The sequence below is a fragment of the Chloroflexus sp. genome (genome assembly GCF_034432675.1).
Taxonomy (GTDB): Bacteria; Chloroflexota; Chloroflexia; order Chloroflexales; family Chloroflexaceae; genus Chloroflexus.
Genome location: NZ_DAOUBI010000236.1, coordinates 1 through 15,918 on the forward strand (window position 1 = coordinate 1; position 15,918 = coordinate 15,918).

At 53.5% G+C, this 15,918-nt stretch carries 14 protein-coding genes and 2 pseudogenes; 10 read left to right on the top strand and 6 right to left on the bottom strand.

What is annotated here, in order from left to right; all coding sequences use genetic code 11:
- The 6 genes and pseudogenes from VAE55_RS17790 to VAE55_RS17820 all read left to right on the top strand — a co-directional run.
- Window positions 1–338 (top strand): annotated as a pseudogene (locus VAE55_RS17790) (transposase); the annotation flags it as partial.
- A gap of 255 nt (window positions 339–593) precedes the next feature.
- On the top strand, window positions 594–1,820 hold the full coding sequence (locus VAE55_RS17795) for an exonuclease SbcCD subunit D (RefSeq protein ID WP_322817061.1): 1,227 nt from the start codon (window positions 594–596) through the stop codon (window positions 1,818–1,820).
- A 256-nt stretch (window positions 1,821–2,076) separates the two neighbouring features.
- A pseudogene (locus tag VAE55_RS19210) lies at window positions 2,077–2,440 on the top strand (Gfo/Idh/MocA family protein); the annotation flags it as partial.
- A gap of 442 nt (window positions 2,441–2,882) precedes the next feature.
- Window positions 2,883–3,824: a glycosyltransferase family A protein gene (locus VAE55_RS17810; protein ID WP_322817064.1), complete on the top strand. Its 942-nt coding sequence runs from the start codon at window positions 2,883–2,885 to the stop codon at window positions 3,822–3,824.
- Window positions 3,825–3,914: 90 nt separating this feature from the next.
- Window positions 3,915–4,217, top strand: coding sequence for a glycosyltransferase family 2 protein (locus tag VAE55_RS17815; protein ID WP_322817065.1), 303 nt, complete (start codon window positions 3,915–3,917; stop codon window positions 4,215–4,217).
- A 436-nt stretch (window positions 4,218–4,653) separates the two neighbouring features.
- Window positions 4,654–5,556, top strand: coding sequence for a glycosyltransferase family 2 protein (locus VAE55_RS17820; protein ID WP_322817066.1), 903 nt, complete (start codon window positions 4,654–4,656; stop codon window positions 5,554–5,556).
- A 66-nt stretch (window positions 5,557–5,622) separates the two neighbouring features.
- On the opposite strand, the gene VAE55_RS17825 is transcribed toward VAE55_RS17820, so the two are convergent.
- Window positions 5,623–5,955 (bottom strand): hypothetical protein, encoded by a 333-nt coding sequence (locus tag VAE55_RS17825; RefSeq protein ID WP_322817067.1) that lies wholly within the window; start codon window positions 5,953–5,955, stop codon window positions 5,623–5,625.
- A 164-nt stretch (window positions 5,956–6,119) separates the two neighbouring features.
- On the opposite strand from VAE55_RS17825, the gene VAE55_RS17830 reads away from it, so the two are divergent.
- Genes VAE55_RS17830 through VAE55_RS17845 form a run of 4 tightly spaced genes read left to right on the top strand, consistent with a single transcriptional unit; the run spans window position 6,120 to window position 9,375 of the window.
- The gene (locus tag VAE55_RS17830; protein WP_322817068.1) at window positions 6,120–6,662 is read left to right on the top strand and encodes an acyltransferase; all 543 of its coding nucleotides are present in this window, start codon (window positions 6,120–6,122) and stop codon (window positions 6,660–6,662) included.
- Between the two features lie 4 nt (window positions 6,663–6,666).
- A complete protein-coding gene (epsD, locus tag VAE55_RS17835) occupies window positions 6,667–7,671 on the top strand; it encodes an exopolysaccharide biosynthesis glycosyltransferase EpsD (RefSeq protein WP_322817069.1) in 1,005 nt (334 codons plus the stop codon).
- An 11-nt stretch (window positions 7,672–7,682) separates the two neighbouring features.
- Window positions 7,683–8,264, top strand: a complete 582-nt coding sequence (locus tag VAE55_RS17840; protein ID WP_322817070.1) for a serine O-acetyltransferase — start codon at window positions 7,683–7,685, stop codon at window positions 8,262–8,264.
- A gap of 10 nt (window positions 8,265–8,274) precedes the next feature.
- Window positions 8,275–9,375 carry a glycosyltransferase family 4 protein gene (locus VAE55_RS17845; RefSeq protein ID WP_322817071.1) on the top strand — a complete coding sequence of 367 codons (1,101 nt, stop codon included), beginning with the start codon at window positions 8,275–8,277 and terminating at the stop codon, window positions 9,373–9,375.
- 317 nt (window positions 9,376–9,692) lie between these two features.
- On the opposite strand, the gene VAE55_RS17850 is transcribed toward VAE55_RS17845, so the two are convergent.
- The 5 genes from VAE55_RS17850 to accD form a co-directional block, all read right to left on the bottom strand.
- The gene (locus VAE55_RS17850) at window positions 9,693–10,913 is read right to left on the bottom strand and encodes a hypothetical protein (protein ID WP_322817072.1); all 1,221 of its coding nucleotides are present in this window, start codon (window positions 10,911–10,913) and stop codon (window positions 9,693–9,695) included.
- A 196-nt stretch (window positions 10,914–11,109) separates the two neighbouring features.
- Window positions 11,110–12,342 (bottom strand): hypothetical protein, encoded by a 1,233-nt coding sequence (locus VAE55_RS17855; protein ID WP_322817073.1) that lies wholly within the window; start codon window positions 12,340–12,342, stop codon window positions 11,110–11,112.
- A gap of 117 nt (window positions 12,343–12,459) precedes the next feature.
- Window positions 12,460–13,647: a PatB family C-S lyase gene (locus VAE55_RS17860; protein WP_322817074.1), complete on the bottom strand. Its 1,188-nt coding sequence runs from the start codon at window positions 13,645–13,647 to the stop codon at window positions 12,460–12,462.
- 80 nt (window positions 13,648–13,727) lie between these two features.
- Entirely contained in the window at window positions 13,728–14,576 is an 849-nt protein-coding gene (locus VAE55_RS17865; protein ID WP_322817075.1) for an acetyl-CoA carboxylase carboxyltransferase subunit alpha, read from the bottom strand.
- 18 nt (window positions 14,577–14,594) lie between these two features.
- Entirely contained in the window at window positions 14,595–15,512 is a 918-nt protein-coding gene (gene accD / locus VAE55_RS17870; RefSeq protein WP_322817076.1) for an acetyl-CoA carboxylase, carboxyltransferase subunit beta, read from the bottom strand.
- Window positions 15,513–15,918 lie beyond the last annotated feature (406 nt).

The window sequence follows — 15,918 nt, forward strand, 5'->3', positions numbered from 1 at the left end:
CGAAACGTGCCGCAGCAGCGATGTTTCGGATAGGTTTTCAGGGGGTATACGCGGTCGGTACGCGGTCGCAGGTCATCCTGGCCTGGCGTTCGGGGTGGGGTCCTGGCAGCAATGGGACGTATGTGCCCGGCCTGCGGCGAGCTGTCCGCCGCGCTGGCCGGGACCGGGGCAGACAGACGGCGTGGGTGATGAGCGCCGCTGCGGGCGGTGATGGTCACACCGTTCGTGCGGATGCTCTTGTTCCACCCGTGCGACGTGGCGGGACGCTGGTGCATCCTGACCGCCGAGCGTGCGCTGATCGCGTCGCTCACGCTCGCCTGGATGGCTTGTTCGGGTAACGTTGGCAGAGCGCAACGGTGCACGCGGTGATGAAGCGCACGGTTGGCGACAGGCTCCGTTCGCGCAAGCGCAGTCTGCCGCGGCGTGAGCCGATGAGCAACGGATTGGTCTCCACCATCTATCGGTACCTGCGTCTCGATGTATCCGATCGTTGCAACAGAGCACTTTTCAGATACAATACTCTCCGCATGAGCAGATACGCTTCGTTTGTCATCTGCGCTGTTGCTTTGTCATGACTGATACACGAGGTTGCTATGATCCGCATGTTGCACCTGGCCGATCTTCATCTTGGGGTTGAAAATTACGGTGCTCTTGATCCACGACGTGGATTGCATTCACGATTGATTGATTATCTCGACCGGCTCGATGAGGCGATTACTATCGGTCTCGATCATCACATAGATCTTTGTCTGATCGCCGGCGATGTGTACAAAAACCGCTCACCGAATCCAACCGTGCAGCGTGAATTTGCCACCCGGATTCGTCGTTTGCGCGAAGCAGGGGTAGCTGTCGTGATTCTAACCGGTAACCACGATACTTCACCGGCGCAGGGTCGTGCGCATTCGGTCGAGATCTTTGCCACCCTAGCGTTAGAAGGGGTAACGGTGGCCGATCGGCCACGGATGCATCGCATCGAGACGCGCAGCGGTCCGCTCCAACTGATTGCAGTACCCTGGGTTACGCGCCAGATGCTGTTAACACGCGAAGAGATGGTTGGGGCATCGTTTGCGACTATCGAATATGAGATACGGCGCCGACTTGAACAATTCATCGAACACTCGGTTGAACAACGTGATCTCTCCCTTCCCACGGTGCTGGCGTTTCATGGCACTGTTGAAGGCGCACAACTGGGTGCCGAGCGCACGATGATTCTCGGCCATGATCTGAGTCTTCCTAGTTCAGTCCTGGCGCAACCGGGGATTGATTACGTTGCACTGGGGCATATCCATCGCCATCAGGTGCTAACCCGACAGCCACCAATGGTTTACCCTGGTAGTATCGAGCGAGTTGATTTTGGTGAACGTGACGAACCAAAGGGGTGTGTGCTGGTCGAACTAGCACCCGGCCAGGCGGACTGGCGATTTGTACCGTTAGCGGCGCGCCCCTTTGTCAGCATCGAACGTGATCTGCGACGGAGTAGTGATCCAGTGCAGGCACTGCAAACCGCCATTGAGCGCCATAACCTGCGCGATGCCGTGGTGCGGGTAGAGGTCGAATTGACGCGCGAGCAGGCGGCCCTGTTGCGCGAAGAACAGGTACGCGAGTGGCTACGGGCAGCAGATGCTGCGGTCATTGCAGCAATTGTGTTCAATGTTGAGCGACCGGCCCGGCAACGTTTCGCCGGCGTTGCCGAAGCTCTGGGTGAAGGACTGACACCACTCAAAGCGTTAGACCTCTACCTCAAAAGTAAACAGGTGCCACCGCAGCGGATTACTCAATTGTTAGCTGCTGCTCAAGAGCTGATGGATGGCGTTGAGTAGGATGTGACGTAGGCATCATGCGGCATGGATTGGTCAGATCATTGATGTCTGTTTCGTGTAGTTATCATTTCAGCATGATCTACGAATACTGAACATATGATCGGACATTGATCGATTTCTCAGCAATTATAACGGATCTCTCATACCTCCGGTTGCTTCTTTTACCAGTTCATAATCTTGTGAACGTATTATTGCAGGTGTTAGCAGTTCGCTGCTGTTCATATCCAGCATGAATCTTACACAGGCAGGTGTCATCATGGTTGGCATTGGCGTCATTGGGTATGGCTCCTGGGGCCCCAATCTCGTCCGCAATTTTGCTCAGGTCGCCGGCGCACGGGTTACCGCGGTGTGTGATCAGCGTGCCGAACGACGGGCGCTGATCGAACAGATATACCCGTCGATCCAAACCTATGCTGATCGCTGATCTATTGCGTAATCCGGCGGTCGATGCGGTGGTTATCGCCACGCCGGTCTCCTCACATTTTGAATTAGCCCTGATGGCTTTACAGGCCGGTAAGCACGTGTTGGTTGAGAAACCATTTACCGCTACTATCGTTCAAGCCGAGCGATTGGTTGAGGAGGCTAAGCGCCGTGGATTGATACTGATGGTTGATCACACCTTGCCTCCACCGTCCGCCTGGGGATAGCTGACATCCTGGAAAGGGCAGCGTTTGCGTCAGTGTGGCTATGCGGTGATCGGTTGGGATATTTATCCTGGAGATTGGAAGGTGCCGGAAGTGCCGGCAGAACGTTTGGTTGCGCAGATCAAGCCATTGATCAGACCCGGCTCGATTATCTTGATGCACGACGTGGTCTCGCATCAGAGTTCGTTGGGAGCAGACAGAGGCAGCACGGGCCGTGCATGTATCGACCTCATGGCTCTGTGATGAGGGGACATGAGATTGTAGAGATCCAGATTTGCTGGGTCTACCGGCGTATGCCAAGCCACATGATATAGTAGTTAGCTTCTATATCAGAACAGCGGCTGGTAACGTGTCGTGTTCTGGTATGAAGGTAAGCCTGATACCAGAAGATGAGAAGGTATCTAGCAAGGAGGAGGGGATGAGTTTGCCGACGATGAGTGCTGTTATCTGTACCCGCAACCGGGGTGAGCGTATTCTGGCCGCAGTCGAAAGTATTCTGGCTAACGATCATCCCGCTTTTGAACTGATTGTTGTTGATCAAAGCACCGATGAGGTGACGGGGAATTCGTTACGGCGCTTCTACCATGACCGGCGTTTACGTTACATTACCACGCCGACCAAGGGATTGGGGCTGGCCCGCAATATTGGTTTACAACTGGCTCGTGCACCGCTGGTGGCGTTTACCGATGATGATTGCCGGGTGCCATCAGACTGGCTACGTATCATTGAAGACGAATTTCGGCGTGAACCGCAGGCGGCAGTACTGTTCTGTAATGTATTTGAGGGGCCACACGATACCAGTGCCGGTTTTATCCCCTGCTATAAGCTTCGTCAACGTGTTGTAGTGAAGACGCTCTGGCAAAAATGCCGTGCCCATGGGCTGGGTGCCGGGATGGCGGTGCGTCGTGAGCCGGTGTTGGCCATGGGTGGTTTTGATGAGGCGTTGGGTGCCGGTGGACGGTTTCCATCTGCAGAAGATGACGATATTGCGGTACGGGCCGTTGATCACGGCTGGTATGTCCTTGAAACCCCTGCGACTTTTGTTATTCACGATGGCTTTCGTACCTGGCGGGAAGGCAGGGAACTCGCTGCGCGCGATTGGGAGGGCTGGGGTGCTTCGCATATTAAGCTGTTGAAAGCTGGTCGGTGGCAGGCCGGCATCATGCTTCTGTACGCATTGAGACCCGCGCTGATCGAGCCGCTATTGCCGGTTCTCCGCTTGCAACGACCGCGTGGATTAGGGCGATTCGTGGCTCTAGTTCGTGGTTGTCTGCGGGGCCTGGCCTATCCAATGAACCGCGAGCTCCTTGTCTATCAAGGGATAACAGGGGTGCCGGCAATTGTTGATCGATCGCTGTAGTGTGGAGTGATCATTGTCTCAACCACCGTCACCCTGTCCTCCTTAGTACCGGTAATTATTGACTGTTCGTTGTAGTGTGGAGAGAAACATATGCTGGTTTCAGTCATTATCGCAACGAAGCAGCGCCCACAGCCGTTATACGATGCGGTGCAGAGTGTTTTTCAGAGCACGTATCAGGAGTTTGAGTTGTTCGTGATTGATCAAAGTCCTGATAATGCCAGTGAGGTGATTCTCTTGCCATTCCACAGTGATCCGCGCTTCCATTATCTGCTCAATCGGCGTCCCGGCTTCGGGGCTGCAAGTTCACGGAATCTGGGGATTGCGGCGAGTCATGGCGGGATTGTCGCGCTGATTGATGATGATGCGGTTGTGAAACCCAATTGGCTGGCCTAGATTGTTGCCGAATTCAGCGCGGATCCAGAATTTGATTTTATTGCCGGCGGCTCAGTGCACCGCCATATGACCAGACGGCTGGTTATACGCCGGAATTTGAGGCATGGCCGTACCTGTCACGCTGGCACTTTCCGCTGCACGTTTCAGGTGCTAACTTTAGCATGCGACGACGCCTGTTTGATCGAGTTGGTGGCTACGATGAGTTTTGTGGCCCTGGGAGCCGTCTGCAGGCATCAGATGATACCGATTTGTGTTGGTGGATTGTGCGGAGTGGCGCTCGCTACAAGATTTGTCCGCATACTGAAAAATTGTGTCAAATGATAGTACCCTTCTTTGATACTGCCTCTGTATAATACGCTCATGATGGAAATAGAGCAGTTACTATCCGATCTTTGTGCTAGTCAATGCTCTCAGATTCAGTGCAGAAGACTCAACTATGTCGCTCCCTACTATAAGCGTGGTCATCTGTACGAGTGATCGTGGTGGGACTGTTGCGGACACCGTCGCAAGTATTCTCGCAAATGATCATCCGGCCTTTGAGGTGTTCGTGATCGATCAGAGCAGTGATGCAGGGACCGCTCAAACATTACAACAGTTTCATCATGATCGACGCTTTCACTACCTGCCTGTACGCTTCAAGGGTTGGGCGAAAGGTCACAATCTCGGTCTGCGTATCGCACGTTCACCCCTGCTCGCAATTACCGATGATGATTGTGTGGTACCACCAGATTGGTTGCGAATACTGGAAACCGAGATGGGAGCTGAGCCGCGCACAGCCGTGCTCTACTGTAACGTTTTGCCAGGTCCCCACGACCCCAGCGCCGGGTTTGTCCCTGGCTTTCAATGCACCAGACGTGTCGTCGTCAATACCCTGCGCGAGAAATGGTATGTACGGGGCATTGGTGCCGGGATGGCCATTCATCGAGAACGAATTCTGGCGATAGGCGGTTTCGACGAGAGTCTGGGGCCAGGTGGCACGTTTAAGTCGGCAGCGGATGTCGATATTGCCATTCGCGCCATCCTGGCCGGCTGGTCGGTGGTGGGAACACCGGCGACATCGGTCATTCACTACGGGTTTCGTACCTGGCAAGAGGGCCGCCGTCTGACAGTGCGCAATTGGGAAGGTTTAGGTGCGGCATTTATCAAGCCTGTAAAGGCCGGTTACTTCGAGGCCGGTATATTGCTCTGGTATGAGTTGCAGCCGGTATTGTTTGAGCCGCTGTTATCTCTCTCGCATTTGCAGTGGCCTCACGGTTTAGGGCGCTTTGTCGCCTTTATGAGAGGGTGTCTGCGTGGATTGCTTCATCATATAGATCGAAAAAGATTGGTTTATCTATAGCTAAAACTGAAATAATTGAGACTGTCGATTATCTGGTCGATTAGTCTGTGTAATCAGAGCGTTATCTCATTCATCAGACGCAATGAATGTCACTACAAAGACTGCATCAGCAGCCATAGGTATCTTGCTCGTGGTTGTCGCTGTGCTGGAGGGAATGAGAGAGCTGGTAGTCTGGGTCAGTGTTACCTCCATCGTGCTAGTATGCGCCATGCTATCGACACCAATGCCGGTGATCGGTTGGTCGAAATCGGTAGTATTAATAGACACCAAAATGGTATCGGATAAGGTTGGTGTAGGAATTGGTTGCCCAAAATCACTCTGATTGGGTCGGCGAGACCAGCCATACCCGCTGGTTATGATGATGAGCCAAAGGAGAGCAGGAAAGCGAAATAGCGGCATACGTACTCCGTAACTGCATAGATGTTCAATTTCACCATATCATTGAAAGCTGAGATTTGGATAAGAAATCAGCAACGAAACTGTCAGCTTGCAAGAACAGTTTGTTTAGAATCCATTCATCTCAGTCAGGTAATGTACGTATGGCAGAATAGGGAGGAACAGATATGCCATCACGTCGGCCAACCGACATTGCAAGCGATATTCTGGCGGTGTTGCGGGCACGCTGGTATCTCCGCAACGCGACACTAGGGCCACGAGTACGGTTATGGGGGCGGCCGGCAATCAGTAATTATGGCCAGCTTATTATCGGTGAGCGAGCGCGATTGGTTTCAACGATTGTACCACTTGAACTGGCTGTGGCTTATGGAGCGCGATTGGAGATTGGTCAGGGGACGTTTATCAACTACGGTTGTTCAATTGCAGCAACTGAACTAGTACGTATCGGGCCGTGTTGTAATATCGGTACCTACGCTATGATTATGGACAACGACTTCCACCGCCTGGAGCCAGAGCGACGCCAGGAACGTCCGCCATCAGCTCCAATTATTCTGGAAGAGAACGTTTGGCTCGGTGGGCGGGTAACGGTATTGAGCGGTGTGACAATTGGTGCCGGTAGTGTAGTCGGTGCCGGTAGTGTGGTGACCAAAAGCATTCCGCCGCGTTCATTGGCAGCAGGAGTCCCGGCACGTGTGATTAGACAGTTATAAGCGTATGAATCTGAAGCCTTCACTCAGTGTCAGCATTGTTATTCCGACCTACAATCGGTTAGCTCACTTGCAACGGGTGCTGGCGGCTGTTGGCAGTCAGCGTTATCCGCACGATCAGTTTGAAGTGATTGTTGTCTCGGATGGATCCACTGATGGGACGGCTGAGTATGCGCAGCGATCGCACTTTCCGTTCAAGTTCACCTTCATTCAACAAGACAATGCAGGTCCGGCAGCGGCACGGAATCGCGGTGTCGCAGCGGCCAGCAGCCCTCTGGTGCTGTTTCTGGATGATGATGTCGTGCCGGTACCGGATTTAATCAACGAACACCTTCGTTGGCATGCCGGACATCCCAATCGCGTTGTCATTGGCACGATGCTCACTCCTCCTGACGCTAAACTATTGCCCTGGGTGGCATGGGAGCAGGCAATGCTAGAGAAACAGTATCGGGCGATGACCAGTGGTATCTGGCCGGCAACGGCACGACAATTTTACACGGGCAATACATCATTGGCCCGTCAATTGATTCTGGATGCGGGCGGGTTTGATGAGCGCTTTCGGCGTGCTGAAGATATCGAGCTGGCATACCGTCTAGCGAAGTTAGGGATTGAGTTTGTCTTTGCGCCGCAGGCAACCGGCTATCACTACGCCGAGCGTAGTTTTGCTTCGTGGCTGACCACACCGTACACCTATGGACGTAACGACATTATTTTTGGTCGCGAGCAGCAGGTTGATCTGATTGATTTCGTGCGCCGTGAATTTGCGCAGCGTAATCGGCTTACCCGCTGGCTGGTGCAGGCACTGCTTGATCGTCCACAGGCCAGTGCCGTGGCATTAGCTGTGATGCCGCAGGTGGCACTCTTGGCACACCGTCTGCTAGGGGAACGAGGTAGTCGTCCAATCTACAGTGCCATATTCAACCTTCGTTACTACCAGGGCGTAGCCGATGAATTAGGTGGACGTGATCATTTGTTGACAGTGCAACAGGTGCTGAAAACGGCTCGAACCTGAAGGAGCGACCGATGATCGATCTCTTTTTGCAAGATGCACGACGTTGGGTGATCCCTGGACAGATCAGCACGGAGCCGCTGCGCCTACACCAGATTTTGCGTCTGTTGCTTTGTCATCTTCCTCTACGGGCGATGCTCTGGTTTCGCTTCGGTTCCTGGTGTAAGCAGCGTGGAATTCCGTTCATTCCCGGTTACGTTCAGCGTCGCATCTATCGACGATACGGATTGGAGATTGTGGTTGGGGCCGACATTGGGGGTGGTTTATACATTGCTCACCCGGTAGGCACCGTTATTGCACCGCAGCGGATAGGGCGTAATTGTTCGGTCATCGCTGCTGTAACAATTGGGATGCGTAATGAATGGAAGTTTCCTGTTATTGGCGATGAGGTCTTTATCGGTGCCGGTGCCCGGGTGCTGGGTGGAATAACAGTCGGCGATAGGGCGCAAATTGGGGCAAATGCCGTCGTGATTCGTGATGTGCCGGCCGGCGTAACCGTCGTTGGAATTCCGGCACGAGTGGTGAAGAGTGGGGCTGAATTGGCGAATGGTACGGTGTCTGATCAGATGCCTCTTCAGTCACAGTCAACGCCGTAGGATTGGTTTGATGATACGTGGCCTCTTTGTTCTGGAACAGCATCTTGGTCATCAAACATATGCCGAGAACCTACGTTTTGGTCTAGCTTATCAGGAGGAAATTGATCCCTGCTGGGCGACAATAACGTATGTAGGGGATGGCTGGCTTGAGCGTCTGCCGCTGCCACAACATTTACGAGGGACACTACGTGGGCGACAACAGGTTCGGCATATGCTCCGCTCCACCCGCTATGACGTCGCCCTGTTCAATACCCAGGTACCGGCAGTTCTGGCCGGGAAGATGATAACGCAACGACCCTATGTGATCGCAACCGATATTACGCCACGGCAATATGATGCGATGGCATCGTTCTATCACCATCGTGCTGATCACCCAGGTCTCATTGCTGCCATGAAACATCATCTGAATGTCCAGGTATTTCAACGAGCAGCGTGGGTTCTGCCCTGGTCGCAATGGGTACGCGATTCACTTATTCGCGATTATCACGTAGCTCCAGAACGTATTCGAGTGATTCCACCTGGTATTGATCTGACGCGCTGGCAGCCTCGCCGCGAGCGAGCGGCTGGACCTCTGCGAATCCTTTTCGTAGGTGGTGACTTCGTGCGTAAGGGTGGGCCGACATTGCTGGATGCGGTCAGGCGGTTAACGACTCCGGTGGAGCTGCACATCGTGACGCGCAGCCTGCTCGAACCAGCAGAGGGTGTCTTTGTGTATCACGATGTAACGCCAAATTCACCACGTTTGATAGAGTTATACCAACAGGCTGCCTTGTTTGTTTTTCCGACACGGGCTGAAGCGTTCGGGATTGCGGCAGTGGAGGCAATAGCGTCTGGGGTACCGGTGATCACAACGCCGGTTGGTGGCCTGCCCGATATTGTGCGGGATGGGGTCAATGGTTTTCTGGTACCACCTGACGAACCAGAAATGCTGTCAGCACGTTTGCAGTTGCTGATCGATCAGACAGAACTACGCTTGCAGATGGCAGCAGCAGCACGGCGTCACGCCGAAATCTATTTCGATGCGATCAAGAATGCAGCCCAAATTGCCGAATTGATGGTGCAGGCAGTAGCGCAGGCCAGGAGAGTTTGGGCCACCCATCCTGGTAGATGAAGTCGGTATTGAGCCAGGATCGTTACCCTATGCTTCCACTGCGTACTTGTCTAACCGTGTCTCGCACAACGTGTACCGTTAGTAGCAGATCACCAGCGCTTACAACATCATCCGCGAGTATCCGCCATATCCGCGTCCATCCGTGTGCCGCAGGTGTTCACCACAGATACTCGCGGATGGAGCGGATATTCGCGGATTGCACCATCGCTACTGCCTTTTCATAAGGCACTGTATCGCAGCAGCCGATCACCGGTACTTCCGACAGAATCCGCGTGCCTCCGCCATATCCGCGTCCATCCGCGTGCCAAAACTCAGCACTACGGCAATGCCCATACACTGATCCCGCGCACGTGCCAGTCTGCACCCCACCAGCGATCACCACGAAATTCGATCTGTGTAACCCCGGCTGGAATGGGCATCCAGAAGTTGCGGAAGTGTTCGTCTTTGAAATAACGGCTGTCTTGAGCCTGTAAGTGCGCCGGTTGCCAGGCACCGCCATTAAATCGAATCTGAAGATTAGGACCAATGCCACTGAAGCGCAGGTAGGCATTGGCAGGGGCCGGTGCCGCTAGCGTGACTGATGGATTGGCGCGATCAGCGTAGCGACGATTGGCAGCGATCATCGTAAATGGACGACTCGGGCTGATGGTGACATTGTCCCAGTGCCAGGTGCCCGGTCGACAGGGAGATTTACAATCTTTGAGTGGATTGTATGAGTGATGACCAAACTGTACGACCCCCTGATCCCATCCCAGATCGGCAATGCTGGTTTCCACCCAGTAGAAATTGTAGGCCGGCATCCCAAACCTGATCCTGGTACGCGAAATCTGAAGCTCAAAGGTGTCGCGGCGGGTGGCGCTTGGTTCCAGGAAGCGCTCATACGGAATAGCAACCCCCTGGATAACCGTGGGCTGGAAATTGCGGTAGACGATTACATCGAAGAAGTTTCCACTGAGGTCCATCCGCACCTGTACACCATTACGTGGCGGCCCACTCAAATCAACTTCCATATCAAAGGGCAGTTGCAGGTGATCGCTATACGGACTGATCCAGAGATCGATCCAGTCGCGCAGACTGGTGCGCAGCGTGGAGACATCGAAACGGATGGTTGCGGTGCCACCACTGAAATCAACCAGATGGTTAGGGGTGAGATAGATCATGCCATAGCCGCTGGCTTTGATCGCCGTCATAATGTGGTTGCGGCACTGGTAAACAGCATCTTCGTAACGATTGATCGTATGGGTTGCCGGGGCTGGTGTACAATCAGGACCGTGTTCAGCGGACATTTCTTCAAGCTGATACCAGGTATTCACATCGCGTGAGTGGACAGCGACATCCCAGTGATCGGGGTCCCAGCTTTGTGGTTTCACCGGCTCACCGGTAAATGTTTCGGTAAATATCGATGGCTTTACGATAATAGGGATAAATTGACGATAGCCTCTGTTTGCAACAACGGTTAGTGAAGGCTGCCAGGTTAACCAGAGTATCCCACTCAGCAGGCAGATGGTTGAAACAATTAGCCAGTATCTTCGTTGCATCAAAAATCTCCGTCTGCATCACCAACAATGCTCTATCGGTGTTTCGGCAAGACCTGCATTGTGGTGGTGATCGGTAGTGATGTCCAATATCAGAGGGGGAGGGTGGATGATACTGGTGCATCACTACCAATCTTTATGTCGCGGCTAATGATTATAAGTAACGGCCATAACCGAAATGTATCCGAACAATCCTTGATCATCGTGTCGTTAAGGGAATGTAGACTATCGAACGTAGAATCTGCACCTCGTGTGGTACGGCATTGCTCAGGCTACGCACTGCTGCCTGTGCATCCGACCATTGTCCGGTGCCATCGTTCACGTTGAAATACGGCCATACCCATGCGCCGGCATAGCAATTCGCATGGAGTTCGGTCAGGAGTTGGGCAGGAGTACGATTCGTGCCGACTGCATTGGCCGGTAGTTCACCAACCACAACCGGTTTGTCGAAGCCCGCCTCGTACCAGTCGTTGAAGAGAGGCGAGTAACTCCAATACTGCTCATCGCCGTTCATCCAGCCGTAGTAATGAATCTGGTAAAAGTCGAGATACCCTTGCGGGTCGTATGCGGTCAGCTCTGCATCACGCCAGAAATTACCGCTGGCGCCGAGGACTGTGCTACTGTTCCATTTCATCGATGCACTACCGACAGTTGTTAACTGGTTTGAATTGCGGTGAATAGCGCCGGAAATCTCGGCGATAAATCGCTGCATTTGGGCCAGCGTCACCGGTTGCGCAATCGTGCCGGGCGGTGTGAAATGCGGCGGTTCGTTAATGCCAAATTCCGGCTCATTGAAAATATCCCACGCTAGCACGTTCGGATGGGTGCCTATCGTATAACCACTGTTGCCAACCGGGTAGCGCAGCATCGGCAAGAGCGCGTTGTTGATAAAAGAGGCACGTTTGGCGCTGTCCACGATCAGATCGCGATGACCACCCGCGTGATCGCCGCGTGCCGTAGCCGTTGAGTCGGCGAAGAGCATATCAAAGCTCCAGAGATTGAACACAAGATAGATATTCTCTTCAGCCGCAATTTGTATCGCGCTAGCTAGGCTAGGAAGAAAGGTAGCATCAAAACCGGTGACGGCACCACCGCTCGTGGAGTCAAACTCAGGTGCGCCACGGCCATCGGCAAAGAGCCACCAGCGGACTGTGTTTGCCCCCTGTTGCCGGAGGGCACGGAACATGGTACGGGTGGCGTTGGCGTCGTAGGTGTGCTGACCCCATTCTTCTACAGTGCCGAAATCAGCACTGAAACCACCGTTGAGCCATGGGACATTTGCCCCCAGTAAAAACCAGCGACCGCCAAAACGCGGAATCAGGTGGGAACGATCAAACGGACAGTTAGCTGGTGTGGCAGTAGTTGTTGGGATATGCGACAAGACACTCAAGATAAAGAAGGTGCAAAGTGCTAATCGGAGTATGCGGGCCATATGAGCCTTTCCTGCGATGCTTGAGTCACACTCATCTGTATGCCCGCAGTCAGGTTAGCACTAGATGAATAAAATGTCATTATGTTGCGACTAGGTATATAGTCCTAAAAACATCGCTCATGTGTTTGCATGAGTGTCGGTCAGTCGCTGTAAAACGGCAGCAACTCGATCCAACGCCTCATCGAGTTGGGCACGTGGGCAGCCAAAGTTGATGCGAACAAAGCCTTCACCACCAGGGCCGAATGCCGCGCCATCAGAGAAAGCTACCCGCGCTTCGTTGAGGAAGAAGCGATATGGGCTAGTTGACAGAGGCAATTCACGGCAGTCAATCCAGCCGAGATAAGTGGCCTGGGGGATAGTGCAGCGAAGCGGAGCGAGTTCGGAGGTAACGCGCCTGACATAGTGATCGCGATTCGCTGTCAGATACTCCAACAACGCAGCCAGCCATTCAGCCCCGTGCTCGTAGGCAGCCAGTGCGCCGGCAAAGCCAAACACATTTACGTGGGGCACAATTCCGGCTGCGGCCCGACTCACCTGACGGCGCAATTCATGATTGGGAATGATCGCCATACTGCAACCAAGGCCGGGTAAATTGAACGTCTTACTGGGTGCTATGAGAGTAATAGTGCGGTCGGCGATGGCTGGATCGAGCGCTGCCAGTGGGGTGTGGCATGTTTCACCGAGCAACAAATCGCAGTGAATCTCATCGGAACAGATGATAATGTTATGGTCGAGACACATCTCGGCCAACCGGCGCAAGGTTGGCGGATTGTATTCGAGACCGACCGGATTGTGTGGATGGCTGAGCAACAAAAGTCGGGTTCGTTCATGAATTGCCGCTCGCAAGGCATCGAAATCGATAGTATAGGAAAGAATAGAACCAGAAATGCTGAGTGACAATTCACAGGTGTCGATCTGTCGTTGTTGATTACGGGGTGCGCTCAGGAAGGGTGGATAGGCTGGAGTGAGGGTCAGTACGCTATCACCAGGTTCCCCGAAAGCCCGGCAGAGGACATTAATCGCCGAAACCAATCCGGGCATGAAAAGGATGTGTTCAGGTTGAATATGCCACCGGTACAGATGAGCCATGCGCTCACAAATAACCTCAGCCAGGCGTTCAGGATGAGCGGGATACCCAAACACTGCGTGCGCAGCCCGTTCGTGAAGTGCAGCGACCACGGCCGGTGGCGAGGCAAAATCCATGTCGGCGACCCACATCGGCAAGACATCAGCCGGATACTGTTCCCACTTAATACTCCCGGTTCCCCGGCGAGGAATGATCTGATCGAAATTGAACCTGTTCACTGTTGCATCCTCTCGCAACAAAAGGCGCGTGGTAGTCGAACGTTCAGCCCACGCGCCAGACATCCATCACTTGTACATCACTACATTCGACCAAAGAAATCCATTTGTTGTTCCTGGTACTGACCCATCGAGCGATACTTTCGATAGCGTTCGCGCAACAGCGTGTCAATATCGCGTTGTTGCAGATCGGCCAGATGCACACGCAGACGTTCGCCGACGGTAGTAATGGCGGTTAAACGATCTGCGTGGGCGCCACCTGGCGGTTCAGGAATGACCTCGTCGATGATCTGTAAATCATAGAGATCGGCGGCAGTTAGTTTTAATGCCCGCGCTGCTTCGGGTGCTTTCGCAGCATCGCGCCACAGGATCGAGGCAGCTGCTTCTGGCGGGGCCACTGAATAAATGGCGTTCTCTTGCATCAAAATACGGTCGGCGACACTGATAGCCAATGCGCCACCACTACCACCTTCACCGATCACAACAGCGATGCTCGGAACACGCAGCGTTGTCATCAACATAATGCTTTCAGCAATCGCATTCGCCTGGCCACGCTCTTCTGAACTCTTGGTGGGGTCGGCAGCCGGTGTATCGACAAAACAGATGACCGGCAGGCCAAACTTCTCGGCGTGGCGCATCAAACGTTGAGCTTTGCGATAGCCTTCGGGATGGGGCATACCGAAGTTGCGTCGCATATTTTCGCGGGTATCGTTGCCCTTCTGATGCCCGATAACCATCACCGTTTGACCGGCAAAGGTTGCCATTCCACCGACCATCGCCGGGTCATCGCCAAAGCGGCGATCACCGTGCAATTCGACAAAATCCTCACACAGAGTAGTAATGTAATCCAGCGTGTGTGGCCGTTGTGGATGGCGAGCCAGCTGTACGCGATCCCAGGGTGTCAGTGATTGCGGGACAGTCGTTTCTTCCATTGTATGCCTCACACGCAATTACATAATCGCTTGTGGTAATGTTGCTCGTCGACCGGCAAGATCGGCTTTGGCAGGTGATGTCGAGCGCTGGCGGTAGAGACGCAGAATACGGGCCAGTGTGTCACGCATCTCGCTTCGCGGCACCACCATATCGATCATGCCATGTTCGAGCATAAACTCGGCGGTTTGGAAACCGGCTGGTAGTTTCTGGCGCATGATCTGCTCGATTAAACGCTTGCCGGCAAAACCAATGTTGGAACCCGGTTCGGCGATGATAATATCGGCTACCGAAGGATACGAAGCTGTCACACCGCCGTAACAGGGATCAACCAGCAGCGCAATATGGGGTTGGCCAGCAGCCGCCAATCGGGTGAGAGCCATTGTAACCTTAGCCATCTGCATCAGCCCGATCACCCCCTCTTGCTGACGAGCACCGCCAGAGGTGTTGATGGTGAGTAATGGGACGCCCAGTTCAGCAGCTCGTTCGGCAGAGCGGGCCATCTTTTCGCCATAGACACTGCCCATTGAAGCGCCCATAAAGGAGAAATCAGCCACTGCAATGCAAATTTGGATATTGCTGATAGCTCCAATGCCGGCAATCACTGCATCAGCCATTCCGGTGCGTTGTTGAGTTTTCGTCAGCTTGGCTGCGTAACTCTCCTCGCTGGCGACGAACCCCAGGGGATCAGTCGGTAATAAATTGGCATCCATTTCGCGGAACGAACCAACATCAAGGAGACCGAGCCACTCGTGGGCACTCAGGCGCATGTGATGACCGCATTTGGGGCAGACCTTCAGGTTATCGTTGAGCTGTTTTTTGTAGATAAGCTCACGACAGGAACTGCACTTCACCCACAGATCATCGGGGATTTGGGTGCTGTCTTGATCCTCACGCCCGGTAAACCCTTTTCGACTTAGGCGGAAGAATTCTTTCACGGTTCCCTGCACTTTCACTTGGCGCGTATATGCGCGTCTGCTGGTGATTTTATTCACAGTGAGTTCATTGGTATCTATTATAGCATGAGCCGTAAAGGGGGATTGAGGTAGAAACGAGGGTTTGCTTTTTTGATACTTCTGTATCAGATGTCGTTGGCTTTACGGTTCGCTGAAGAGGGTAACTGGTACTGCCTGCAGTAAGATCTTTTCCGGGAGCGAACGATCTTGCTGGATGAAGAGGGAGAAAAATCTCAAAATCACTCTCAGCACATAGTCCAGGGAGTTCGCGATATTACCTCATTCTGATGAGATAAATCTTATTGCGCTGTGTCCGCTTGACAAAACCGGCAGCTCTTGCTATACTTTCACCCGTCAATCGCTCCGGCGATGACACGGAGGACGGCCC

What these genes read in the sequence shown, in the direction of transcription:
- VAE55_RS17795 (WP_322817061.1), top strand. Translation starts at nt 594, where the DNA reads ATGATCCGCATGTTGCACCTGGCCGATCTTCATCTTGGGGTTGAAAAT.
- VAE55_RS17810 (WP_322817064.1), top strand. Translation starts at nt 2,883, where the DNA reads ATGAGTTTGCCGACGATGAGTGCTGTTATCTGTACCCGCAACCGGGGT.
- VAE55_RS17815 (WP_322817065.1), top strand. Translation starts at nt 3,915, where the DNA reads ATGCTGGTTTCAGTCATTATCGCAACGAAGCAGCGCCCACAGCCGTTA.
- VAE55_RS17820 (WP_322817066.1), top strand. Translation starts at nt 4,654, where the DNA reads ATGTCGCTCCCTACTATAAGCGTGGTCATCTGTACGAGTGATCGTGGT.
- VAE55_RS17825 (WP_322817067.1), bottom strand. Translation starts at nt 5,955, where the DNA reads ATGCCGCTATTTCGCTTTCCTGCTCTCCTTTGGCTCATCATCATAACC.
- VAE55_RS17830 (WP_322817068.1), top strand. Translation starts at nt 6,120, where the DNA reads ATGCCATCACGTCGGCCAACCGACATTGCAAGCGATATTCTGGCGGTG.
- epsD (WP_322817069.1), top strand. Translation starts at nt 6,667, where the DNA reads ATGAATCTGAAGCCTTCACTCAGTGTCAGCATTGTTATTCCGACCTAC.
- VAE55_RS17840 (WP_322817070.1), top strand. Translation starts at nt 7,683, where the DNA reads ATGATCGATCTCTTTTTGCAAGATGCACGACGTTGGGTGATCCCTGGA.
- VAE55_RS17845 (WP_322817071.1), top strand. Translation starts at nt 8,275, where the DNA reads ATGATACGTGGCCTCTTTGTTCTGGAACAGCATCTTGGTCATCAAACA.
- VAE55_RS17850 (WP_322817072.1), bottom strand. Translation starts at nt 10,913, where the DNA reads ATGCAACGAAGATACTGGCTAATTGTTTCAACCATCTGCCTGCTGAGT.
- VAE55_RS17855 (WP_322817073.1), bottom strand. Translation starts at nt 12,342, where the DNA reads ATGGCCCGCATACTCCGATTAGCACTTTGCACCTTCTTTATCTTGAGT.
- VAE55_RS17865 (WP_322817075.1), bottom strand. Translation starts at nt 14,576, where the DNA reads ATGGAAGAAACGACTGTCCCGCAATCACTGACACCCTGGGATCGCGTA.